The sequence below is a fragment of the Ruegeria sp. S84 genome (genome assembly GCF_056583445.1).
This window is the reverse complement of sequence record NZ_CM152618.1, coordinates 3,224,835-3,248,261: the sequence shown is the minus strand read 5'-3', so window position 1 is coordinate 3,248,261 and position 23,427 is coordinate 3,224,835. Positions and strand designations below refer to the sequence as shown.

Here is a 23,427-nt window from a genome sequence, read left to right as displayed (position 1 = left end):
TTCCGTGGACTGTTATGATTGAAGTGTATCGCGCTGAGAGGAAATGGCAAAAGCAATGAGCGGACAAAAACCCGTGACCCCTTCACCAGACGGTCTGGCGGCTTCGGTCAAAGCGGCCAAAACGCGGGGTTTGCCGCCCGTTCACCTATGGAATCCTCCGTTTTGTGGCGATCTGGACATTCGGATCGCCAAAGATGGTACTTGGAGTTATCTAGGGTCACCGATCAACAGGGTCGAGCTTGTTAAGCTATTTTCCTCAATTCTTAAGAAAGAAGAGGGTAGGTACTTTCTCGTCACTCCCGCTGAAAAGGTGGGAATCACCGTCGAGGATGCGCCGTTTGTTGCCGTTGATTTTGAGCATGAGGGACAAGGCGAAGCCCAACGTCTGACTTTTACGACGCAAGTGGGCGATACAGCCATCGCCGGGCCCGATCACCCGATACGCATTGTCCTAAATACGGAAACTGATGAGCCCTCACCCTACATATTGGTGCGCGCGAATCTTGAGGCGCGCATTGATCGCAAGAGCTTTTACCGGTTGGTCGAGATCGCCAGACATCACGACGGTTGGTTTGGTGTCTGGTCGGACGGCCAATTTTTCCCACTGATCGCATCCGATGTGCTAGAGGATTGAACCGGTCGCGGTTTGCGGTCCTGCGCCAGCACGACCGCAAGCGCCACCAGCGACGCGCCCAGCGCGCGGGTCCAGTTCCAGTCCTCGCCCAGCGCCATCATGATCACCATCACATAAAATGGTGCGATATTGATGTGGAATGACGCCAGGGCGACCCCTAGTTTTCCCACTGATGCTATGAAGAAAAATTGGCTCAGGCCCAGTGAGAACAGTGCGTAGAACACCAACATACCCATCTGCGCCACATCTACGGGGCGTGTAGGCATGACCTCTAGCCCCAGCAATCCGGCTAACGGTACTAGAATGGCTGCGGTCGACAATCCTCCGACCAAGGTAATGGTGCTACGGCCCAACTGGCTAAGCTCGGGGAAGTCGCGCGCAGTGGCCATGCTGGCCCAACAGAACAGCGCGGTAGACACCACTGCGCACATCGCACCCAGTCCTAATTGTGCCGGTGCCACCGCGCTGGTGGCAATCAGGCCGCCAATGATTGAAATCACCAATCCCAGCGCAAAGCTCCAGCGCAATCGCCGCGTTCCCGCCACAAGCTCCATGATCGTAGCGATCAAAGGCGCACACGAGGCGATAATGGCAACGGTAACTGGGTCGGTCAGCTTCTGCGCCACAAGGATCAGGAACATCCCCGACCCTAGCCCCAAACCGCCGACCACGAGGGCATGGCCCCAACGGGCGCGCAATACCTGAGCCGGTCCGTCCAGAATCAGCCAGATTGGTACCATGACCAACACCGCAAGAGACATCCGTGCCGCGAACAGGGCGATCGGTGGCCAGCTTTGCAATAGGATCTCAGCCGCCGGGAAACCCGCCGCCCACGTCAGCATCGAAGCCACCGCCAGCGTATTTCCGGTGAACGCGGTCTGTCGACCGTCAGATACAGCTATAGCGGTCCCGCGCGCGGGTTCAGGGCTCATGGCCATCGTGATCAGACCTTATTGTTGGCGCGGCCCTCGCAACGGGATACCGCTTGAGCCTGATGGTCCCTGATTCGAAAGCCTTTATCTGGCCGATTTTCGACAATCTGTCGTTTTCAGTCTCTTTCACGTGGCCGTCGTGATCGCTAGGCTCTGCAAAGTTCGACACCGGATGCCCGATGCCCAGATTTGCCGCCAATCTTTCACTGCTGTTTGCAGAACTGCCCTATCTCGACCGGTTTCAAGCCGCCGCGCAGGCCGGGTTTACGGCTGTTGAAATTCTCTTCCCCTACGACCTCGCGGCCAAAGAGACCCGCCGCGCGCTGCTGTCCAGCGGGCTTGATCTGGTGCTGATCAACGCCCCGCCCCCGAATTATACCGGCGGTGAACCGGGTTACGCCGCCATGCCCGGCAGCTCTGACAGGTTTAAGTCCGATATCCGGCGCGTTCTGCGCTACGCGGATGTGCTGCGGCCAGAGATGATTCACGTTATGGCAGGATACGCTTCCGGCCCCGAGTCCCTGCGTTGTTTTGTCGAGAACCTGCAATGGGCCGCCGACCTCGCGCCGGCACAGCGGTTTACAATCGAACCGCTCAACCCCGTATCGCAACCCGGTTACTTCCTGAACAATTATGATCTGGCCGCCGAAGTGCTGGACCGCGTCGACCGCGCAAATGTCGGCCTACAATATGACAGTTTTCATGCGCAGATGATCCACGGCGACGCGCTGGCGATTTGGCACCGTTTTCAGCCCCATATTGTCCATGCACAGATCGGGGCTGCGCCGGATCGCTCGGAACCCGGGCTGGGTACAATGGACTTTGCCGCGTTGTTTGCTGCGATGGACCAGTCGGATTACAGCGGCTGGGTCAGCGCCGAATACAACCCCTCAACCCGGCGGACTGAGGACTCACTGGCTTGGATACAGTATTAAACCCTGCATGAACGCTGGATTTTCAGACTGAAATGGCGCAATTGAGGGCATCGACACGCCAAGGATGCCTCGCATGATATCTGCCCGCTATGCCAATGCCCTGTTCGCCTTGATCATGTCCGGCCTGATGTCCTGCGTCGTCACCGGCATAGCCACGCTCAAAGCTATCGGCTTCAGCGCTTCAACACTCGGAGACTGGATGGCCTCTTGGGCCTTTTGCTGGCCTATCGCCTTCACCGTCATCCTGACGCTGGGCCCTTTCGTAAAACGCCTGATCACCCGCCTGGTCAGGCCAGAAGCCTGACCCGCTGCAAAGAGGGCCCGTAGGGCTTGATGAGCAGCGCCGCCCCTAATGGGCCTCGGCCCAGTTCGCGCCTTGTCCGGCATCCGCGACCAGCTTGATATCCAGCTTCACTGCCGGATCTGCTGCCCCTTCCATCACCGCGCGCGCGACCGAAATGGTTTGATCCACAGCCTCTTCAGCCACTTCGAACAGCAACTCGTCATGCACCTGCAACAGCATCTTGGCGGGCAAGCCGTTGATCGCATCCGGCATCCTCACCATCGCGCGCCGGATTACATCTGCTGCCGTCCCTTGGATCGGAGCATTGATCGCAGCACGACGCGAGAACCCCGCATGCGGCCCCTTGGCATTGATCTCAGGTGTATGGATTTTCCGGCCGAACAGGGTCTGGACATAGCCATTCTCTTTGGCAAACGCGATCGTGTCGTCCATATAGCGCCGGATGCCCGGGAAACGTTCGAAATAGCGATCGATGAAACCCTGCGCATCCGCCCGGGGAATGCGCAGATTGCGCGCCAGCCCAAAGCCCGAAATGCCGTAGATCACACCAAAGTTGATCGCCTTGGCCTGACGACGGATATCCGGCGTCATCTCGTCCAACGGAACATCAAACATCTCGGACGCCGTCATTGCGTGAATGTCCAAACCATCCGCAAACGCCTGTTTCAGGGTCGGAATATCGGCGATATGGGCCAGAATCCGAAGCTCAATCTGGCTGTAATCAAGGCTGACCAGCACATTGCCCGGCTCGGCAATGAACGCCTCACGTATGCGCCGACCTTCCTCAGTCCGCACCGGAATGTTTTGCAGGTTGGGGTCGGTCGAGGCCAGTCGGCCCGTATTCGCCCCAGTGATCGAGTAAGACGTATGCACTCGGCCCGTATCAGGATTGATATGGGTCTGCAGCGCGTCCGTATAGGTCGATTTCAGCTTGGAGAGTTGCCGCCAGTCCAGCACCCGGCGCGGCAGTTCATGTTCGGTCGCGAGGTCCTCAAGAATGTCCGCCCCTGTCGAGTACTTCCCGGTCTTGCCCTTCTTGCCGCCCTCAAGCCCCATTTTGTCGAACAGGATTTCACCCAGTTGCGCCGGCGAACCGACGTTAAAATTCTCACCCGCCAATTCGTGGATTTCAGCCTCTAACCCGGCCATCTTCTGCGCAAATGCATTTGACATTCGGCTGAGAACATCGCGATCGACCTTGATGCCATGCATCTCCATTTCTTTGAGAACCGGCACCAATGGTCGTTCAAGTGTTTCATACACCGTCGTCACCTGCACCTGATGCAACTGCGGCTTGAATAATTTCCACAGGCGAAGGGTGATGTCCGCATCCTCGGCAGCGTAGGCCGTGGCCTCGTCAATCGGCACCTTGTCGAAAGTGATTGCAGACTTGCCCGAGCCAAGCAGAGGTTTGATGGGAATCGGCGTATGGCTCAGATAGCGTTCAGATAGCGTATCCATGCCATGCCCATGCTCACCGCCATGCATGGCGTAGGACATCAGCATCGTGTCGTCGATGGGGGCGACGTCGACGCCATATCGCTTAAAGATTTTGGCATCGTATTTCATGTTCTGTCCGATCTTCAGGATCGACGGATCCTCAAACATCGGTTTCAGCAAGTTTAGAGCTGCATCCAGCGGCATCTGTCCATCGGCCAGCGCATCCGATCCGAACAGATCATCGGTCGCGCTTTCACGGTGAGTCAACGGGATGTAACAAGCCTCACCCGCCTCGACACATAGCGAAATCCCGACCAAATCGGCGATCATCTCATTCAGGCCAGTGGTCTCGGTATCCACCGCAACCCAGCCGCGCTCGTAGGCCTGATCGATCCATTTCTGCAAAGCCGCAGCATCGCGCACGCATTCGTATTTCGTTGCATCAAATGGGACGTCTTCGGCCTGTGACTCCGCCTCGGGCGTGGATATATCGGGGATGACAGGGGAATCGACGCCCAGCTTGTCAGCAATGCGTTTGGTGAGCGTCCGAAATTCCATCTCTGCCAGAAACTTCATCAAAGTCTCAGCATCGGGATCCTTCACCTCAAGGTCATCCAGAGTGAAATCCAACGGTGTGTTTTCATCCAATTGCACAAGTTTCTTCGAAAGCTCGATCTGGTCGCGCTTTTCGATCAGAGTCTGGCGGCGCTTGGGCTGTTTGATCTCTTCAGCGCGATCCAGCAGGGTTTCCAGATCGCCATATTCATTGATCAACAGCGCTGCCGTCTTCACACCAATGCCCGGAGCGCCCGGTACGTTATCCACCGAATCCCCGGCCAAAGCCTGCACATCGACAACCCGCTCGGGCCCGACGCCGAACTTCTCAACCACCCCATCGCGATCGATCCGCTTGTTCTTCATCGCATCCAGCATCTCGACACCGCCGCCCACAAGCTGCATCAGGTCTTTGTCAGAACTGACAATGGTCACCCGCCCACCGGCCTCACGTGCCTGAACGGCGAGGGTCGCGATAATGTCGTCGGCTTCATAGCCTTCAAGTTCTTTGCAGGCGATGTTGAACGCTTTGGTGGCTTCGCGCGTCAGCGGCATTTGCGGGCGCAAATCTTCGGGCATCGCTTCACGATTGGCCTTGTAGAGATCATACAGATCATTACGGAACGTATGCGAGCCCTTGTCGAAGATCACCGCAACATGGGTCGGCGCATCCGGCCCGGCGTTCCCTTCGACATATTTCTGCAGCATATTGCAGAACCCCGATACCGCCCCAATCGGTAGCCCATCTGATTTCCGCGTCAACGGCGGCAAAGCGTGATAGGCGCGGAAGATAAAGGCTGATCCATCAATCAGATGCAGATGGCAGCCTTTTCCGAATTGGGTGGTGGTCATATGAGGCTCCTGCGCTGGGTTGCGCCAAGTTGTACATAAGGGCTGCACGAAAGACGAGGCCACCTGGCCAATTCGTTGCGACCTAATTTGCCCGTGGTCTGGTCTTAGCTATTCGAAAAAGTGCGCTTATCCGCATTCCAAGCCAAACCTGCTTTTTGCGCGATCAACGCGAATTGTTTGTTCAGCGAGCGATCATTCAGACGTTGGGACAGGCTGCGCAGTGGGATGAGGTTCCGCTCACCATATCCATCGATCAGGAAACAGGCCGGACCAGCGCCCCTTGTCCCGAAGACAATATTCGAACTTTTGACGTCGCGGGCGACGATGTGAAGGTCAAACATCTGCCCGACGAATGCATTCAGCGCATTCAAAACCGGGGCGTCCAATCCACTACGGCAGACTTCATACAGCTTTGGTGCAAGCCCGCCATCAAGGCCAGAAATGCGCTCAACCACAACCCCCGCCCCATGCGTCGTCTGAACCACGCCCAACATCCTGGACAGGGGTGAACGCTCAATTTCTGTCCCGAGTTTCAGCGATACCCGCAGCTCGCATTCCAGCTCTTTTAGCGTGCTGCGATACTGCGCCTCGGGGAACAGTTTCCATGCCAGTCGCTTGCCAAGCCTGTGCGAGACACGATCTTGGGACCGGGTAAAAACTTTGATCAGTAAGTCAGGATGACCGGGAAAGTCATAGACACTGCGCACAGTCCCGTTCGCGATTGGCTGGCTGTCGGAAAGGTCAATCGTTTTGGCTGTGAACAGCATTATCCATCCTCGCCAGTTACGACCGCCTGCCGTCCTGGTCGCCCTTACGCGTCCTGACCAGAGTCCTCACCACGCAGCACGTATTTGCAATCGCAATAGGGGCACTCGACCGAACCAGTGTCTTCGGGAATCTGCAGCCAGACGCGCGGATGACCCAGCGCACCCTCGCCACCATCGCAGGCGACGCGGGTATTTTCGACAATCTTGGTTTCCGGCGCTTCGATGGTCACGGCTGGCGATCCTTCTTTGGTTGTCGGCCTCGCGGGCATGTATTAGGTGCGTTTATGGGCGATGAGCAAACCGGGGGCAAGGGCCACATGTCCGATGCGGCAATCACAATCAGATCACTGCGCAAGACCTATCGCGGCGGCAAGGGCCAGCCCGAGAAACAGGCTTTGAAAGGGATCGACCTGACGGTACCGCAGGGGTCCGTTTTCGGTCTGCTTGGCCCGAATGGAGCCGGCAAATCGACCCTGATCAACATTCTGGCGGGGCTGGTGGTCAAAACGTCTGGCAGCGTCTCGATCTGGGGCTTCGACCAGGATCAAAACCCGCGCCAATCCCGCGCCGCCATCGGCGTGATGCCTCAGGAATTGAACCTTGATCCGTTCTTTACACCTCGAGGCGCATTAGAAGTTCAGGCCGGGCTGTACGGTGTTCCCAAGTCTGATCGGCGAAGCGATGAGATCCTCGACCTCGTTGGCCTTGCCGACAAGGCCGAGGCCTACGCGCGCACGCTTTCGGGCGGAATGCGGCGGCGTCTGCTGCTGGCCAAGGCGCTGGTGCACCATCCCAAGATTCTGGTGCTCGACGAACCCACGGCGGGTGTGGATATCGAACTGCGACAGATGCTTTGGGCCAATGTGCGCAAGCTGAACGAACAGGGCATGACCATCATCCTGACCACGCACTATCTGGAAGAAGCGCAAGAGATGTGTGACGAGATCGCCATTATCAATCACGGCGAAAAGATCGCACAAGACAGCACGGCCAATCTGCTGGGCCGCATGGACAGCCGAACCATGGTGATCGTGCCGGATAGCCCCATACAGACTCTGCCTGTAGCGGATAACGTGATTGCAGCGCAACGTGAGAACGGCGACCTTGTGCTGCAATACCACAGCAACTTAACTACAGCCGAGCAGGTGCTGGAATCTGTACGTCAGGCCAATATTCGCATCCAGGACGTCCGCACTGAAGAAGCTGATCTTGAGGATGTGTTCCTTGCGTTGACCTCCAGTCGGGTCGACGACGCAACTGTCAACGACCCGAACCAACCACATCGGGGGATGCACCGCGTCAAGCTTTAGACACGATCGATCCGTGCGTGATAACAGTTGTTCAGAGCAGATCGGATGTGGATGTAAGCGACATCAGCGCGGGAGAATATTTTTTTAGCCGCCTCATGCAACAGCGCCTGTGGGGTGATGATCCCGGTTCCATAGACGATTCGGTCGTCCGGACCATACCCTTTGATCAGGTATTTGGGCGAGTCGGTCAACGCCTCGGGCAGCACATCCTCACTTTCATAGCGCGCGCAGGGGTCGGCACAAAGGAAGATCGGTCCAGTCTCTGCATAAGGCTGCGTTTCCGGGAAGGGTCGGTGCGCCAACACCAGCATCTCTTTACCTTCCGGTATGTATTTCAAACAATGACGGCATGGGTTGCCCGCCCCATTGGAAATCGCACGCTCTGGTGGGTTTCCATATCCATCCGGCGCACCGGCGCGATATGCCTGAACCTGCTGTGTTGGTAGGGCTGAAATTCCGTGCATGATGTTTCTCCTTGATTTGAGATGATCATGGCAATCGCTTGTTTTGGACTCGACCCGTTTCCTGCGTATTGCAAAATCTGCAACCCTGCCTGCAAAAGAATGTTAGCGATAAAATAAGGGCTACCCGTCAGACCAATTTGGGTCTAAGCAAACATCAAACACCCCAAACGATCCATCTATGATTGAGGCTTTTGTCATGAGCGCTCAGAACTCCACCCTTCGTGGGCTTGCCTTTGCGTTCTTAGGCTTTGCCGTCTTCGCGACGCATGACGTGCTGATCAAGGTGCTGGGTGGCACCTATTCGGTTTTGCAGATCATCTTCTTTGCGACGCTGTTTTCCTTTGTCCCTATGGCAGTAACAATTCTGGCCGATCGGACCACTGGGAATTTCCTGCCGCGGCATCCGTGGTTGGTGCTGTTGCGATCAGCGACGATGATCATGGCCATGTCTTGTGCCTTCTACGCTTTTTCGGTGCTGCCGCTGGCCGAAGTCTATTCCCTGCTATTTTCCTTCCCGCTGATCGTAACTGTTCTGTCGATTCCGATTCTGGGTGAGGTGGTCCGTGCCCAAAGGTGGGCGGCCGTGGGCGTCGGCCTGATCGGCGTCCTGATCGTCCTGCGCCCTGGCGCGACCGAAATCACCCTGGGCCATTTAGCGGCTCTGGCAGCAGCCTTCTGCAGCGCATTTGCTTCGGTTCTTGTCCGCAAAATCGGGAATGAAGAACGCTCTGCCGTCCTAATCCTTTATCCTATGCTGCTGGCCATCGCCGTCATGAGCGTCGCCCAACCGGCAGTTTATCAACCACCATCATTGCTGCATCTGGCGATGATGGCGTTTGTCGGGGTGTTCTCGGTAATCGCACAGCACCTGATCATCCTTGCTTATCGCGCCGCCCCCGCCGGCGCCATTGCCCCTAGTCAATACAGCCAGATCATCTGGGCCACGATCTTCGGCGTGATTTTCTTTGGCGAGCACCCGGATATCTGGGTCGCCGTTGGCGCAAGTATCATCATCGCATCAGGTGTTTTCGTGGTTTGGCGAGAGAGCCGATCAAACACTACCTCTGCTAATACGCCTGTGCTGCGCGTCAGGTCGCCGCGGTCAGATACTGGAGCGACGAGGCCCGGAGAATAATAAACGGCGCGCATTGCAGCGCGCCGTGCAATCCATTTCAGCCGGTATAGAGCCTTAGTAGACGACCACCGACCGGATACTCTCGCCCTTATGCATCAGGTCGAAACCGTGGTTGATATCGTCCAGGCCCATGGTGTGGGTGATCATCGGGTCAATCTCGATTTTGCCATCCATGTACCAATCGACGATTTTCGGTACATCAGTCCGACCACGCGCGCCGCCAAAGGCAGTACCACGCCATGAACGACCGGTGACCAGTTGGAACGGACGGGTAGAGATTTCAGCGCCCGCAGGGGCCACACCGATGATGATCGATTCACCCCAGCCCTTGTGAGCCGATTCCAGCGCCGCGCGCATTACGCCGACATTGCCTGTGGCGTCAAAGGTATAATCCGCGCCGCCCTTGGTCAGGTTGACCAGATACGGCACCAGATCACCTTCGACCTCAGAGGGGTTCACGAAATCCGTCATGCCGAACTTGGTCGCCATTTCCACCTTGGCTGGATTCAAATCAACGCCCACGATCTGATCCGCGCCAGCCAGACGCAGGCCCTGAATCACGTTCAGGCCGATACCGCCCAAGCCGAACACGATGGCACGGCTGCCAATTTCTACCTTGGCAGTGTTGATCACCGCGCCAATTCCGGTGGTCACGCCGCAGCCGATATAGCAGATCTTGTCAAAGGGCGCGTCCTCACGCACTTTGGCGAGCGCGATTTCAGGCAGAACCGTATGGTTCGAGAAGGTCGAGCAGCCCATGTAGTGCAGGATCGGATCGCCATCCAACGTAGAAAAACGCGAGGTGCCATCCGGCATGAGGCCCTGGCCTTGGGTTTCGCGAATTGCCTGGCACAGGTTGGTCTTGGGATGCAGGCAGTATTCGCACTCACGACACTCGGGCGTGTAAAGCGGGATGACGTGATCGCCGGGTTTCAGGCTGGTTACACCCGGGCCGACCTCAAGCACGACACCTGCGCCTTCATGGCCCAGAATGGCGGGAAACAAGCCTTCAGGGTCGGCGCCCGACAGGGTGAATTCATCGGTATGGCAAATGCCTGTCGCCTTGATCTCGACCAGAACCTCGCCCGCTTTGGGGCCTTCAAGGTTTACGTCCATCACTTCCAAAGGTTTGCCTGCCTGAACGGCGACGGCGGCACGGGTACGCATGGTGCTTGTCTCCCTGTCTGTTTTGCCCGACCCTGCGTCAAATACAGGGTTTTTTCAACTGCGCTTTCATGACAGGTTGGCTAAATCTTTGATATTTCAGAAACGACATCACCAGAAAGCCCTGCGCCAATGTACCGTTTATTTCCGATCCTAATTCTTCTGACCGCATGTTCTGAGACCTCTGCACCGCAGGACGCGGCGCTTGAACTAGAGGAGGCACCGGTTGATCTTGCATTTTGTAAGGGAGAACCGTTTGCGAACACCATTGGTGAGCCGGTTTCAACCATACAAGCCCAACTGCCTGAACGGTCGCGCGTTCTGGGCCCGGATGATATTGCCACGCAGGATTATCGCATCGACCGGCTGAACGTTTATGTGAACGGCGCAGGCACAATTCAGAGGCTTACCTGCGGATAGGGTCACTTTCCCCGGTACACCAGAATATCGGGCAAATAATCGATCAGGCGCACAACCCATGAGAACGGTGCCGGGAAATCGGTTCGAAACCGGCGACGGGACATGGCGCGCACTACGCGATCGGCCGCATCTTCGGGTGTCATCAGCATCGGCATTTTGAAACTGTTCTTGTCGGTCAGACGGGTCTTGATGAACCCCGGATTGACAATGCGCACCGTCACGCCTGACCCTGCCAGATCGTGCCGCATGGTCTCGGCCAGCGAGATCAGCGCAGCCTTGCTGGCCCCGTACGAGATCGCATTGGGAAGCCCATGATACCCGGCAAGCGACCCGATCAGCGTGATATCACCACTGCCTGAGCCCACAAATCCTGGGACGGTTTCACCCAACACCCGAAGCGCACCGGAATAGTTCACATCGCTGATCGCCAAGGCGGCATCGGTGTTCCAATCTGACGTACTGATCGGCTCATAGGCGCCTGCGTTGTAGACAAGCGCGTCAATTGAGCCAGCCTCCACCACAGCGCGGCGCACAGTGTCGAGATCAGTCACATCCATCGGTACAGCACGTGCATTAGGCAAGGTGCCACAGATTTCATCCAATCGCTCGGCATTGCGAGCAGAAAGGATCAGATGTGCGCCTTCGCGGCTCAGCTTTTCGGCCAAGCAACGACCCAGCCCTTCGCTGGCGCCAATGATCCAATAGGTTTTTCCGTCAAAACTGCTCATGCGTAAGTCTTTTTTCGTACTACTAGGTCGAATACGTTCTGAAAGCAGCAATGGATCACGCCCAGCGCTCGTAGCATTCGGCCAGATAACACTACATAGAGCGTCGGAAAAAAACTTCTAACGCGGTTGATCCAAAGCCTCATTCCCTGCGTATCTTGTTGTAAATACCGAATAACGAGGATGGAATGTTCGACGAAACCCGGGGCGTACGCAAGAAAATCGCAGTCATAGGCGCAGGCATTTCAGGTCTCTCCGCAGCTTATTACCTTTCCGAAGACAACGATATAACCGTGTTCGAGGCTGAACCTCGACTGGGCGGCCACGCCCGCACGGTGATGGCCGGAAAGAACGGAGATCAGCCGGTAGATACCGGTTTCATCGTCTTCAACTATGTCACATACCCCTATTTGACCCGGCTGTTTGATGAGCTGAACGTGCCGGTCACCAAAAGTGAGATGAGCTTTGGTGCAACTATCGACAATGGCCGCATTGAATATGGGTTGAACAATCTGCGCACTTTGACCGCGCAAAAGCGCAACCTCGCGCGTCCAGCCTATTACAAGATGATCGCCGATATCCTGCGGTTTGGCAAAGAGGCCCCCGAAGCCGCGCAGGACGACGACACCACGATCGGTGAGCTTGTGGATCAACTGCGTCTCGGCCACTGGTTCCGGCACAATTATCTGATGCCGATGTGCGGCGCGATCTGGTCAACTCCGGTCGAGTTCGTCGATCAGTTCCCAGCCCGCTCGCTGGTGCAGTTCTTCCGCAATCACGCGCTGCTGGCCTCGGGCCGTGCCAATCAGCACCAGTGGTACACCGTGAAAGGCGGCAGCATCGAGTATGTCCGCCGGATCGAAACTGCGCTACGTGCGCGCGGTGCTGACATCAGACTGTCCGCACCCGTGCAGCGGATCGAGCGGCATGATCTGGGCGTCACCGTCCATGCAGGAGGTGAGGCCGCTCTGTTTGACGAAATCATACTGGCAACCCATTCCGATCAGTCTCTCGCCATTCTGGGTGATGCAGCGACCGAAGCGGAAAAAGCGGCGCTCGGCGCGATTAGATATCAACCGAACAAAGCTATCCTGCACTGTGATCCCCGCCAAATGCCCAGGCGGCGTGCTTGCTGGTCCAGTTGGACCTATCGATCGCAAAAGGGCAATGTTGGGGTCACATATTGGATGAATCGGCTTCAGAATATCCCCGACAGTGACCCGCTGTTTGTGACCCTGAACGCCGCATCAGACATTCCCGCGGACAAAATCTATGACGAGGTCGAGTTCGCCCATCCGGTGTTCGACAAAGCCGCCCTGCGCGCGCAAGGGCAAATCCGCGAGATGCAAGGACAGAACCGAACCTGGTTTGCCGGGGCGTATAACCGGCATGGTTTCCACGAAGACGGGATTGCCAGTGCAATGCATGTTGTCGAGCGCCTCACCGCCATCCCGCAGAGCATCGGAGCTGACAATGGTATCCCTGAAACGGACCTCGCTGTTTCGGCCAGCGTATAGAACCTGTTGCGCTGCGCTGCTGTCACTGGCGCTGATGGTCCCCGGCGGACTGGCGGCTTCGCCTTTGTCGGATGCAATCAAAGACCCTAAGCTGCGCGGCACCGGGACATTCCGTTTTCTGGGGCTGCCGCTCTATGACGCCAAGCTTTACACGCCCGGCGGTGCCGCATTCAGCTGGAACGAGAATTTCGGCCTACAATTGACCTATCGAAAAAACCTGAAACAAAAAGCGCTGGTCGAGTCGACCCGGGAAGAGATGGCCCGACAAGGCAATCCTGCGCCGACGGAAGCCCAATTGCAGGGCTGTTTTCAGGCGGTCAGCAAAGGCGATAGCTACCTGGCCATCGCGCAAGGCCCCAACAACGTCAGCTTCTGGCGCAACGGAAGCAAAACCTGCACCCTGACAAATCCGGGTATCACACGCAGCTTCATGTCAATTTTTCTGGGTAACAATACACGATCCGCCTCGTTCACACAGCAGTTGAAGGGGCAGTGATGCTGTACCCGCGTGTCAGCCTCTATGCGCTGATGCTTGCTGCAGCAGGTATCCCGCTTTACATCCACCTGCCGCGCTTTGCCGCCGTGAATCTCGGTATCGGGCTGGGGGTCATTGGCACCATTCTGCTGGTCATTCGGCTCGTCGATCTGGTGCAAGATCCACTGATTGGCTGGGCCATTGATCGCTGGCCCGGTGGGCAAATGTTGTTTGCCGCCGCCTCTGCGCTGGGTCTGGCGATTGGATTTCCATTGCTGTTTGGTTTGCCAGAAGGGACAAGTATCGCTGTATTAGTGTCTATTCTGATCCTGTTATTCTCGGCCTACAGCCTCGGGACCATCTTGCTTTATGGCCGCAGCGCCACCCTGGCGAAACAGGCTAGCGCGAAGGAACTGATGACACTGGCCGCCTTCCGCGAAGGCGGACAACTGACCGGAGTTATCATAGCAGCCGCAGCACCCGCTGTGTTCGTGGCGCTTGGCGCAGCCGCGCAGGGGTATCCGGCCTTTGGAATGTTTCTCGGGCTTCTGAGCGTTGTGACTCTGGCTGTTACCCTGCCAATGTGGCGACGCACGCCGATCACCGGTCAAGGGCTGTCCTTTGCAGGCCTAAGACAGGCTGGGGCTTTACGTCTGCTTGCCCTTGCGTTGGTCAACAGCCTGCCCGTCGCCATCACCTCGACCCTGTTTCTGTTCTTTGTTGAAGATCGGCTGCAACTGCCAGGCAAAGCGGGGCCATTGCTGATCCTGTTCTTCCTCAGCGCCGGGCTCAGCGTTCCGTTCTGGGCCAGGCTCAGCAATCGGATTGGCCCGAAACAGACTCTGATGATCGCCATGCCGCTGGCCATTCTCGGCTTTGTCGGGGCCGCTCTTCTAGCCCCTGGGAATCTCATCGGTTTCGCAATCATATGCCTCGCATCCGGCGCGGCGCTTGGGGCGGACATGGTTGTCCTGCCTGCAATGTTCTCGGTCGTTCTGACCCGGGCCGGGCTGAACGCATCTGCTGCGTTCGGCATCTGGACTTTCGCAGGTAAGCTGGGTCTAGCTCTGGCCGCCTTTTTCACACTGCCGCTACTGGAACGCAGCGGCTTTACACCTGGACAGGCCAATTCTGCCGAGGCTTTGAATACACTCACCCTCGCCTATGCGGTGCTGCCCTGCATCTTGAAACTCGGAGCGTTTGGCATGGTCCTGACCCTCCCGACAGAGGTCTCTGCCAAATGAAAACGCTCCTGATCTGTCTGCTTGCGATTTTTGCGCTGTTTGCTGTGAAGAACCGGTTCCTCAGTTTCCGCTCGCAATCACCTTCCGACTACAGCGGAACCGGGCCTGAGTTTTCGCTGAAGAAGAACCTGAATGGAGAGATCCTGTCGGAAGGGCTGATCTATGGCCCTAACGGCAAGATGTCGAACAGCTTTGTCGCGCGTATGGTCGGCGAATGGGATGGCAACACCGGTACGCTTTCCGAGTATTTCACCTATTCCAACGGCAAACAGATGACCCGCAAATGGCATCTGACGTTGGGCACGGGCAACACTTTCACCGCAACAGCGGACGATATTGTCGGCGAGGGCAAAGGCGTGATTTCGGGCTCAACCGTCAAGCTGACCTATCGCATCATCCTGCCCGAGGACGCGGGCGGGCATACACTGGATGTGACCGACTGGATGTATCTGACGGAGAACGGTGTAATCATGAACCGGTCCGAGATGCGAAAATTCGGGATCAAGGTGGCCGAGCTGGTCGCCACGATGCGCCCTGCGCCTGAAGTGAAATCCACCCATCTGCATGGCGCAAACGGCCACGATGCAGACTCTGAGCTGAGGGTTTTGCAATGATCGCCCGCCGTACCCTTATTGCAGGTGTCGCGATCGCGGGGTTGGCCATCCTCGCCGCATGCTCGGCCAAACCGCGTATACCAAAATCGTTTCTGTCAGATCGTCAGCTGAACCTTGAAGAGTTCTTCGAAGGTAAGACTGTCGCTTATGGTCAGTTTCAGGATGTACTAGGTAATGTCCCGCGTCGCTTCCAGGTCGATATTGACGGCACATGGGACGGAGAGACTCTGACGCTTGTCGAAGATTTCGTCTATGACGATGGTGCGACCGAACAACGGATCTGGACCCTGACCAAGACCGGCGATGACACCTGGACCGGCACCGCTCCCGGTGTGCTGGGCACAGCCAGTGGGGTCGAAAGGGGCGATACGTTTAACTGGAAGTACAAAATCGACCTGCCCGTCAAAGACGGCACCATGCGTGTCAATTTCGATGACTGGATGTGGTTGTTGTCGGATGACCGGTTATTGAACCGAGCCTATGTTTCGCGTTTTGGCGTAAGGCTGGGTGAAGTCATATTGTACTTCGAGAAGAAGTAGTCACCCCGCCAGCACAGCCAGCGGGGCAAAAAAGTATCAGACGGTTCCGCCCAGACTGCCTTCAAGCTCGACCATCTCCTGACCACCGGCCATCAGGTCCTGCAGCTCTTCCGGGGTGATCTGGCCACGCTGCGCCGTACCCAGCGTTTGACCGCGGTTGAGTACCGTGAACCGGTCCCCCACTGCCAACGCATGGCGGACGTTATGAGTAATAAAGACCACTGCAATACCCTGCTTGCGCACCTTGTCGATGGTCGCCAGAACGTTGGCTGTTTGGCGCACCCCAAGGGCCGAGGTCGGTTCATCCAAAATCAGAACCTTCGCCCCGAAATGCACCGCCCGCGCGATGGCGACGGTCTGGCGTTCACCACCTGACAGCGTGCCCACCGCCTGATCAGGGCCGCGCAAGTTGATCCCCATTTTCTTCATCTCTTCCATCGTGACCTTGTTGGCATAGTCATGATCAAAAAAGTGAAGAGGTCCGACCTTCTTTACCGGCTCATTGCCCATGAAGAAATTGCGCGAGACCGACATCAGCGGGATCATGGCCAGATGCTGGTGTACGGTTGCGATCCCGGCCTCGATGGCATCACGCGGGTCGGCGAAATGCATGGGGTGGCCTTCGAACAGAATTTCTCCGTGGGTGGGCTGGTGCACGCCCGACATGGTCTTGATGAAGGTCGACTTTCCCGCACCGTTGTCGCCGAGAAGGCAGTGACATTCACCGGGAAACACGTCCACCGAGACACCCGCCAGCGCGATCACGCTGCCGAAGTGCTTTTCGATGTTTTTCATCTGGATGATGGGTTCATTTTCGGGATTCATATCAACGCTCTCCCGTGATGATGCGGCGAATATAGGTGTTGAGGATCACAGCCCCCAGCAGGATCACCCCAAGGAAGACCCGGAACAGCGAGCTTTCGACACCGGCAAAGAACAACCCCTGTTGCACCACGCCAAAGATCAACGCGCCCAGCGCCGCGCCCAGTACCGAGCCGTATCCTCCGGTCAGAAGCGCGCCGCCGATGACCACGGCGATGATCGCTTCGAACTCTTTTAGCAAACCCCGGTCGGCACCAGCCGATCCGAACTCCATCACCTGACAGACCGCAAAGACGGTGGCGCAGAAGGCCGTGAACATAAACATCAGAATCTTGACCCGGTTCACAGGCACACCCGAGTTGCGCGCCGCCTCAGCATCCCCGCCCGAGGCGAAGATCCAGTTGCCGAACCGCGTTTTGGTCAGCAGCACGTGACCAAAGATGATCAGTGCGATCGCCCAGACGATCAGCATTGGAATACCATCCACAACTGGCTGACCGGCGCGGGTGCCACGCTCGAATACGGCGATAATCCCGGCATCCCCGAGCCATTGGAACAATCCCTGCAAAATTTTACCACCAAAGATCGGCGCCAGCCAATCGCCTTCGGCTGCGTCTTTCACACCGCCGATAATAGTTTTGCGCTCGATCACCTGCGGCAGGAAGATTGTAAAGCCGCGCAAAATGAACAGAAAGGCCAGCGTTACGATAAAGCTGGGCAAACCAGTCCGGATCACGATCCAACCGTTCAGCGCGCCGATTGCCACCGCCATTGCAAACGTGACGAGAATTGCCATCCAGACCGGCCACGCCAGCGTGACCGAAAAAATTGCGATCATCATGCCCGAAAAGCCGATCATCGATCCGACTGACAGGTCAAACTCACCCGCGATCATCAGAAGGCAGGCACCCACGGCGATGATCATGAACTGCGCCGAGACAACCGACCAGTTCATCATGCCCTGTGCGTTGAACATGCCGCTGTCAAAAGCGAACAAAAGAAAGAAGGTGAAGACGGCAACGGTGCCAACCATCCCGCCGAGTTCAGGCCGGATCAAGGCCTTGCGCAGCGGCGATATTTCTTTAATCCGTTCGTCGGTTACAGCCGTGTTTTGAGCAGACTCGCTCATTAGAACGCCCCTCCGAGTTAAGCAGTGATTTTGCGTCAGATAGTTGTTGGCGGGCGCCGCTTTGGCGGGGCGCCCGCGCTGTAAGAATCAGCGGTACTCGCCAGCAAATTCTTCGATCTTGGTCAGACCATCAGCAGTTACGAAGCCGGGACCCGAATTGATGTTGTTGCCCGGCAAAACGCCATAGCGGTGGTAGTTGGTCATCACAACAACCGGCAGGTAAGCCTGCAGGAAGGGCTGCTGATCAATTCCCCACTGGATCACGCCAGACTTGATGCCTTTGACAATCTCACCACCCAGATCGAAGGTGCCGAAATAGATGTCACCGGCCATACCATTTTCTTCCAGCGCCAGAATTGTCGGATCAGCCGAGGTTGGACCCAGTGTCAGAACCGCATCAGTATCCGGGTTCGCCGACAGATAGGCCAGCACGCGGTTCTTGATCTCGGCTGGGTCCTGACCGGCGTCGATCATCTGATCCCCCAGTTCAATGCCCAAGCCGTCTGCAAAGCCCTGACAACGTTCCTGGCTTGAGGGCTGAACGATATAGTGGTTCACACAAAGGAACGAGCCGATGCCGTCACCCTTGGCGCGCTGGCCTGCAGCAAATCCGGCATCATATTCGGGCTGACCCACATACATCAGGGCACCAACTTCCCGGGCCTGATCCGGCGTACCAGTGTTCATGATGATGACATCAACGCCCGCATCGACCGCTGATTTGATCGGTCCGCTCAGCACATCATAATCCGCCAACGTGGTAATGATCCCGTTCGGACCCGAAGCAGCCGCCTGATCGATAATCCGCGCCATATCGGCAAGGTCGCCAGTGGGCGGATTGCGGTATTCGACTTCGACACCCATCTGGTCGCCTGCCAGCGCGATGCCGTTCTTGATCGTGTTCCACCAGCTATCGCTGTCTGGCGCGTGGCTGACCAGAATGTATTTCTCACCTTCCGCCGCAGCGCCCGTGGCTGCGATCAGAGGCGTCGCAGCTACCGCCGCCGCCAGCGCCAACTTCTTCGTCAGTGAAGTCATGATGTCCTCCCAAAACTCATGTTATCGCGGATTGAGGCAGTCCTTCGCACCTCTCCGACTCGAGTTAGAGCATATCTGTCAAAATTTTGCAACCGGTTGCAAACGGTGTCAGATGTGTTTCATACTGTATCTGCCAAAGAATACAGGTAAAAGGACTGCCACTAAACGCAGGAAGGTCAGACGGATCATGGCTGTCACATTGAAAGAGGTTGCAGAACGCGCCGGCGTTTCACGCTCGGCGGTGTCGCGCACTTTCACCGATGGGGCCTCGGTTTCCGACAAGATGCGCCGAAAAGTCGAGAAGGCCGCGCGTGAGCTGGGATACAGCCCAAATGCACTGGCTTCATCTCTGACCACAGGCCGAACTAAGCTGATCGGGCTGGTCTCGAACAATTTCCACAACCCGATATTTCTTGAAGTGTTCGACCTCTTTACCCGAGGGCTGCAGGACCGAGGCCTGCGCCCGTTGCTGGTGAATCTGACCGACGAGGTTGAACCCGAAAATTCGGTACGAATGCTGCGCCAATATTCGGTCGATGGCGTTGTCGTAGCGTCGTCGACCTTGCCGCCCGGCTTTGCAAAAGCGTTTCGGGATGCTGGCGTACCAGTGGTGCACAGCTTTGGCCGGTCATGCTCTTCACCGCAGGTTCATGTGGTCGGGATCGACAATGTGGAATGCGGACGCATGGCGGCCCGCGAGCTGGTCGCGCGTGGTTATACTAAAGTAGCCTTTCTAGGCGGGCCCGAAGCGGCGACCTCGACTCAGGATCGCCATGCGGGCTTCATGTCAGAGATGGCCCGGCATCCTAGCATTGATGTGACCTGCTCGTTTGCTGAGGCTTACTCATTCGATGCAGGTCGTCAGGAAATGCTACGCTTGCTGCAATCTGAGCGGGCTGATGCATATTTCTGCGGCGATGACGTGTTGTCCATCGGGGTGTTGTCCGCAATTCTGGATAGTGGCCTAAGGGTGCCCGAAGACATCGGCATTATCGGCCTGAACGACATGGAAATGGCACGGTGGGAGAATATTGATCTCACCACCATCCATCAGCCGATCCGGCAAATCGTGAGTTCTTCGATCGAGCTGATGGTGGCAACCCTGAACGAACCCGACCGATATCCGGAGGCACGGATATTCCCATGCTCGGTGGTGGAACGGGGCACATTGCGCCCCGTATCTGAGAGTTAACGAAACATCGGTGGCCGGGCATCCATCCACGCGCTGCCCTGTTTCGCCGACTCGACCGCTGTATGCACAGCCGCCATCGACCGCACGCCGTCTGCCGCATTGGGCAAGCCGTCGCGGGTTTCCCCGGCAATTGCATCTGCGAGATCGCAATAGATATTCGCAACTGCCAGCGGGAACCCTTCGGGATGCGCAATCGCCACGCGGCTGAGACGTTGCGCGTCTTCATGCAGCCCGCCTTCGCCTTTTTCTATGATCTGCAGGCGACCACCAACAGGCGTGTAGATAAGCTGGTTCGGCTGCTCCGACGCCCATCGCAGACCGCCGGTTTCTCCGAACACCTGAATGTCGAACCCGTGCTGCCGACCGATGGCCACCGAAGAGGTCCACAGCCGGCCAACAGCGCCTTTTGTCGTGCGGAAGTTGACCATGGCATCATCTTCAAGTTCACGGCTGCCAATGGTTGAAGCAAAATCTGCAGACAGGGTCTCAACCTCATCATCCGCAATGAATCCGGCCATGTGCATCGCGTGGATACCGCAATCAGCGAACTGCCCGGAAACACCCGCCATCGCAGGATCATAGCGCCAGCGCACGCGTGGATTGTCAGCATCGGTGGCGTCTCCGTGATGGCCGTGGCTGAAATTGGTAACGACCAGACGGACTTTGCCGATCTCACCTGCGCGCACCATCGCACGAGCCTGACGCACCATCGGATAAGCCGAGTAACAGTAGTTTACCGCGCAAATCTTCCCTGATTTCTCGGCGACTTTGACAATCTCTTCGCCCTCTTCCACCGTCATGGTCATGGGCTTTTCGCACAGCACGTTGAACCCGGCCTCAAGGTACGCTTTGGTGATCTCGAAATGCGTCGCATTTGGAGTGGCTACAGTGACCAGATCAATCCGATCCTCGCGCCCGCGCTCACCTTCCAGCATCTCGGTCCAGTCGCCGTAGGCTCGGTCTGCCGCGATACCCAATCGTTGGGCGTATTCGCGACCAATGTCAGGCCTGTGATCCAGCGCTCCGGCGGTGAATTGGAAATGCCCGTCCGCCAGCGCCCCCAGCCGGTGCGCCGGTCCGATCTGGCTACCTTCGCCGCCTCCGATCATGCCCCATTTCAGCTTGGTCATGGTCTGGACCTCCTTAACTGAAACCAATGGATTCAAGGTATTCACGATTCTTCCGCGCGTCCCCTACAGGATCAGGGTCGAGCGTTGGGTCGCAATCCTGCTCGACCGTGCACCATCCTGTGAAACCTGCGTCCAGCAGCACCTGGCGAACGGTTGGAAAGTCTACGTCGCCTTCACCCAGATTGCAGAAAATCCCCTGCCCGCAAGCATCATAGAAGCCCGTCCGATTGGCAATTACATCCGCTTTCACTGTCGGAGAGATATCCTTGAAGTGCATGTACGAGATCCGATCAACGTAGCGCTTCATGAAGCCGACCGGATCGAACCCGGCATAAGAGTGATGCCCCGTATCGAAGCAAATTTTCAAAAGGCTTTCATCGACCTCGTCCAGCAAACGGATAAGTTCAGGTTCAAAGTCCATGAAGCCCGCAGCATGAGCGTGCATCCCAACGGTCAGCCCGTATTCCTCGGACCCGATCCGCGCGCTTTCAGAAAGGCGATCCCGGAACGCCGTCCACTCGGCCTTGTCCATCTGCTCAGCCTCATCGGCGCGACCAGCGGTTGGCGCGCGGCGGGGTGAGATCGCATCGATCAGCACCATATGCTGCGCCCCATGCGCTTTCAATGCGCGAGCGGTGCGGTGGGTGGCGTCCAGCACGTCTTCCCACGCGTCGGGGTCGTGATAGTTGCGGAACACAACGCCGCCGATCAGTTCAAGATCATGCTCGGCCAGCGCATCGGCCAGCACCGCAGGGTCTTCGGGCATGAAACCCACCGGGCCGAGTTCGATACCCTTATACCCGGCCGCAGCGCATTCGCTGAGAACTGTTTTCCAATGCGGATTGCGCGGGTCCTGCGCAAATTCCACGCCCCAGGAACAGGGCGCATTGCCAATTCTGATGCTCATCTTGTCTTGTCTCCGATGCTCAGAAATCTTCGATATTTTTCCAGCTTTCATCCGCTGACGATGCCAATGCCGCAGCGACGACCCGGTTGACCTCATGCCCGTCGTGGAAGGTCGGCCAGACCGGTTTACCTGTCTCGATCGCGCGCAGGAAATCTCGCGCCTCGATGATGATCTGATCCTGATAGCCCGTGCCATGGCCCGGCCCTTGACAGAACGGCTCATAGTCCGGGTGCGCAGGGCCGGTCAGGATCTTACGAAAGCCACGCTCAGCTTCGGGACCCTCCATACGGTAGAGCCACAAAACGTTCTGGTCTTCCTGATCAAAGCGGATCGCACCCTTGGTGCCACTGATCTCATAGGCATAGCCCATCTTGCGCCCAGTCGCGATTCGACTGATATAGATCGATCCCATTGCTCCGTTCGCGAACCGCACCATCATCTGAGCGTGGTCGTCATTGTCAACTTCGCCACCCGGGCGGCTATTGTGCACGGTTTCGACCTCGGCCATCACGCGTGAAATCGGGCCGATCAAAGCCAGTGCGGCATTGATCATATGAGGCGCAAGATCACCCATCGTTCCGTTCGACATTCCTGTTGTACGCCAGGTTGCCGGGGCTTGAGGGTGCGCGTAGAAATCTTCGGTATGCTCACCCCGAAACCATGTGATGTCGCCGATCTCTCCTTCGGCTATCAGAGCGCGAGCGTATTGGCTGGCCGGGGTGCGGATATAGTTGAAACCAACCATGTTGGCCAAGCCCGAGGCCTCGGCCGCTGCTGACATCGCCGCACCATCCTCCAGCGACGCGCCCAAAGGCTTTTCACACAGCACAGGTTTGCCCAGCGCAAACGCTGCCTGAGCGATCTCGCGATGTGTTTCCGGAGGCGTGGCGATCACAACGGCCTCGACCTTCGGGTCGTTCACCAACACACGCCAGTCATTCGTCGAGCGCGCGAATCCATAGGCCTGACGATACCGCTCAGCGCTTTCCGGTGACGAGGCGCACACCATCTCTAACCGTGGTCGCAAGGCCGTGTTGAACACCGCCCCAACCGAGGACATGGCGACCGCATGGGCCTTGCCCATATATCCGCCGCCTAGAATGCCAATGCCGATCTCTGCCATTCCGACGTCCTCCCTCGCTTTTTCTTGAAAACCATTTGCAACCGGTTGCAAAACTTGTAT

25 protein-coding genes are annotated in these 23,427 nt (G+C 57.2%); 12 read left to right on the top strand and 13 right to left on the bottom strand.

Features of this window, described 5'->3' with window-relative positions:
• Positions 1-43: 43 nt before the first annotated feature.
• A complete protein-coding gene (locus AC1DFB_RS16200) occupies positions 44-634 on the top strand; it encodes a DUF1285 domain-containing protein (RefSeq protein ID WP_170514178.1) in 591 nt (196 codons plus the stop codon).
• Here AC1DFB_RS16200 and AC1DFB_RS16195 read toward each other — a convergent pair.
• Positions 559-1,566 (bottom strand): DMT family transporter, encoded by a 1,008-nt coding sequence (locus AC1DFB_RS16195; protein WP_480921671.1) that lies wholly within the window; start codon positions 1,564-1,566, stop codon positions 559-561. The two genes, AC1DFB_RS16200 and AC1DFB_RS16195, sit on opposite strands and share 76 nt — an antisense overlap.
• Before the next feature lie 179 nt (positions 1,567-1,745).
• Here AC1DFB_RS16195 and AC1DFB_RS16190 point away from each other — a divergent pair, with 179 nt between their 5' ends.
• Together AC1DFB_RS16190 and AC1DFB_RS16185 are read left to right on the top strand one after the other, a co-directional pair.
• Entirely contained in the window at positions 1,746-2,501 is a 756-nt protein-coding gene (locus AC1DFB_RS16190; RefSeq protein ID WP_480921670.1) for a hydroxypyruvate isomerase family protein, read from the top strand.
• Between the two features lie 73 nt (positions 2,502-2,574).
• Positions 2,575-2,805 (top strand): DUF2798 domain-containing protein, encoded by a 231-nt coding sequence (locus tag AC1DFB_RS16185; RefSeq protein WP_480921669.1) that lies wholly within the window; start codon positions 2,575-2,577, stop codon positions 2,803-2,805.
• A 45-nt stretch (positions 2,806-2,850) separates the two neighbouring features.
• On the opposite strand, the gene polA is transcribed toward AC1DFB_RS16185, so the two are convergent.
• The 3 genes from polA to AC1DFB_RS16170 all read right to left on the bottom strand — a co-directional run bounded on the left by polA (position 2,851) and on the right by AC1DFB_RS16170 (position 6,649).
• Positions 2,851-5,652 (bottom strand): DNA polymerase I, encoded by a 2,802-nt coding sequence (gene polA / locus AC1DFB_RS16180; protein WP_170408577.1) that lies wholly within the window; start codon positions 5,650-5,652, stop codon positions 2,851-2,853.
• A 104-nt stretch (positions 5,653-5,756) separates the two neighbouring features.
• Complete coding sequence (locus tag AC1DFB_RS16175; protein WP_480921668.1) at positions 5,757-6,419, bottom strand: YrbL family protein; 663 nt, start codon at positions 6,417-6,419, stop codon at positions 5,757-5,759.
• A 44-nt stretch (positions 6,420-6,463) separates the two neighbouring features.
• Positions 6,464-6,649 carry a zinc-finger domain-containing protein gene (locus AC1DFB_RS16170; protein WP_480921667.1) on the bottom strand — a complete coding sequence of 62 codons (186 nt, stop codon included), beginning with the start codon at positions 6,647-6,649 and terminating at the stop codon, positions 6,464-6,466.
• A gap of 87 nt (positions 6,650-6,736) precedes the next feature.
• On the opposite strand from AC1DFB_RS16170, the gene AC1DFB_RS16165 reads away from it, so the two are divergent.
• Complete coding sequence (locus AC1DFB_RS16165; RefSeq protein ID WP_170426214.1) at positions 6,737-7,729, top strand: ABC transporter ATP-binding protein; 993 nt, start codon at positions 6,737-6,739, stop codon at positions 7,727-7,729.
• Here the strand turns inward: AC1DFB_RS16165 and AC1DFB_RS16160 are convergent.
• Positions 7,726-8,193, bottom strand: coding sequence for a DUF1203 domain-containing protein (locus AC1DFB_RS16160; RefSeq protein ID WP_480921666.1), 468 nt, complete (start codon positions 8,191-8,193; stop codon positions 7,726-7,728). The genes AC1DFB_RS16165 and AC1DFB_RS16160 overlap by 4 nt on opposite strands.
• Before the next feature lie 196 nt (positions 8,194-8,389).
• Between AC1DFB_RS16160 and AC1DFB_RS16155 the strand changes: the two genes are divergently transcribed.
• A complete protein-coding gene (locus tag AC1DFB_RS16155; RefSeq protein ID WP_480921665.1) occupies positions 8,390-9,328 on the top strand; it encodes a DMT family transporter in 939 nt (312 codons plus the stop codon).
• 54 nt (positions 9,329-9,382) lie between these two features.
• On the opposite strand, the gene AC1DFB_RS16150 is transcribed toward AC1DFB_RS16155, so the two are convergent.
• A complete protein-coding gene (locus AC1DFB_RS16150) occupies positions 9,383-10,495 on the bottom strand; it encodes an S-(hydroxymethyl)glutathione dehydrogenase/class III alcohol dehydrogenase (RefSeq protein ID WP_170394983.1) in 1,113 nt (370 codons plus the stop codon).
• A gap of 129 nt (positions 10,496-10,624) precedes the next feature.
• Between AC1DFB_RS16150 and AC1DFB_RS16145 the strand changes: the two genes are divergently transcribed.
• Entirely contained in the window at positions 10,625-10,912 is a 288-nt protein-coding gene (locus tag AC1DFB_RS16145; protein ID WP_170394986.1) for an I78 family peptidase inhibitor, read from the top strand.
• 2 nt (positions 10,913-10,914) lie between these two features.
• On the opposite strand, the gene AC1DFB_RS16140 is transcribed toward AC1DFB_RS16145, so the two are convergent.
• The gene (locus tag AC1DFB_RS16140; RefSeq protein WP_480568946.1) at positions 10,915-11,640 is read right to left on the bottom strand and encodes an SDR family NAD(P)-dependent oxidoreductase; all 726 of its coding nucleotides are present in this window, start codon (positions 11,638-11,640) and stop codon (positions 10,915-10,917) included.
• Positions 11,641-11,825: 185 nt separating this feature from the next.
• Here AC1DFB_RS16140 and AC1DFB_RS16135 point away from each other — a divergent pair, with 185 nt between their 5' ends.
• The 5 genes from AC1DFB_RS16135 to AC1DFB_RS16115 are packed head-to-tail and all read left to right on the top strand — an operon-like array spanning position 11,826 to position 16,026.
• Complete coding sequence (locus AC1DFB_RS16135; protein ID WP_480895749.1) at positions 11,826-13,154, top strand: NAD(P)/FAD-dependent oxidoreductase; 1,329 nt, start codon at positions 11,826-11,828, stop codon at positions 13,152-13,154.
• On the top strand, positions 13,111-13,650 hold the full coding sequence (locus AC1DFB_RS16130) for a hypothetical protein (RefSeq protein ID WP_170394996.1): 540 nt from the start codon (positions 13,111-13,113) through the stop codon (positions 13,648-13,650). The genes AC1DFB_RS16135 and AC1DFB_RS16130 overlap by 44 nt, the downstream gene beginning before the upstream one ends.
• Positions 13,650-14,873 (top strand): MFS transporter, encoded by a 1,224-nt coding sequence (locus AC1DFB_RS16125; protein WP_480921664.1) that lies wholly within the window; start codon positions 13,650-13,652, stop codon positions 14,871-14,873. Before AC1DFB_RS16130 ends, AC1DFB_RS16125 begins: the two co-directional genes overlap by 1 nt.
• Positions 14,870-15,487 (top strand): DUF3833 domain-containing protein, encoded by a 618-nt coding sequence (locus tag AC1DFB_RS16120; protein ID WP_170426000.1) that lies wholly within the window; start codon positions 14,870-14,872, stop codon positions 15,485-15,487. Before AC1DFB_RS16125 ends, AC1DFB_RS16120 begins: the two co-directional genes overlap by 4 nt.
• A complete protein-coding gene (locus AC1DFB_RS16115) occupies positions 15,484-16,026 on the top strand; it encodes a DUF3833 domain-containing protein (protein WP_170395003.1) in 543 nt (180 codons plus the stop codon). The genes AC1DFB_RS16120 and AC1DFB_RS16115 overlap by 4 nt, the downstream gene beginning before the upstream one ends.
• Before the next feature lie 36 nt (positions 16,027-16,062).
• On the opposite strand, the gene AC1DFB_RS16110 is transcribed toward AC1DFB_RS16115, so the two are convergent.
• The 3 genes from AC1DFB_RS16110 to AC1DFB_RS16100 all read right to left on the bottom strand — a co-directional run bounded on the left by AC1DFB_RS16110 (position 16,063) and on the right by AC1DFB_RS16100 (position 19,015).
• Complete coding sequence (locus AC1DFB_RS16110) at positions 16,063-16,851, bottom strand: ATP-binding cassette domain-containing protein (protein ID WP_480921663.1); 789 nt, start codon at positions 16,849-16,851, stop codon at positions 16,063-16,065.
• Position 16,852: 1 nt separating this feature from the next.
• Positions 16,853-17,977: an ABC transporter permease gene (locus AC1DFB_RS16105; RefSeq protein ID WP_170408588.1), complete on the bottom strand. Its 1,125-nt coding sequence runs from the start codon at positions 17,975-17,977 to the stop codon at positions 16,853-16,855.
• Between the two features lie 87 nt (positions 17,978-18,064).
• Positions 18,065-19,015: a sugar ABC transporter substrate-binding protein gene (locus AC1DFB_RS16100; protein ID WP_170395010.1), complete on the bottom strand. Its 951-nt coding sequence runs from the start codon at positions 19,013-19,015 to the stop codon at positions 18,065-18,067.
• 187 nt (positions 19,016-19,202) lie between these two features.
• On the opposite strand from AC1DFB_RS16100, the gene AC1DFB_RS16095 reads away from it, so the two are divergent.
• Positions 19,203-20,207 (top strand): LacI family DNA-binding transcriptional regulator, encoded by a 1,005-nt coding sequence (locus AC1DFB_RS16095; protein ID WP_480921662.1) that lies wholly within the window; start codon positions 19,203-19,205, stop codon positions 20,205-20,207.
• Here AC1DFB_RS16095 and AC1DFB_RS16090 read toward each other — a convergent pair.
• Genes AC1DFB_RS16090 through AC1DFB_RS16080 form a run of 3 tightly spaced genes read right to left on the bottom strand, consistent with a single transcriptional unit; the run spans position 20,204 to position 23,367 of the window.
• Positions 20,204-21,337, bottom strand: a complete 1,134-nt coding sequence (locus AC1DFB_RS16090; protein WP_170514214.1) for a Gfo/Idh/MocA family protein — start codon at positions 21,335-21,337, stop codon at positions 20,204-20,206. The genes AC1DFB_RS16095 and AC1DFB_RS16090 overlap by 4 nt on opposite strands.
• Before the next feature lie 13 nt (positions 21,338-21,350).
• Positions 21,351-22,244, bottom strand: coding sequence for a TIM barrel protein (locus AC1DFB_RS16085; RefSeq protein ID WP_480921661.1), 894 nt, complete (start codon positions 22,242-22,244; stop codon positions 21,351-21,353).
• Between the two features lie 19 nt (positions 22,245-22,263).
• Positions 22,264-23,367 carry a Gfo/Idh/MocA family protein gene (locus AC1DFB_RS16080; protein ID WP_170566823.1) on the bottom strand — a complete coding sequence of 368 codons (1,104 nt, stop codon included), beginning with the start codon at positions 23,365-23,367 and terminating at the stop codon, positions 22,264-22,266.
• Between the last annotated feature and the right edge of the window lie 60 nt (positions 23,368-23,427).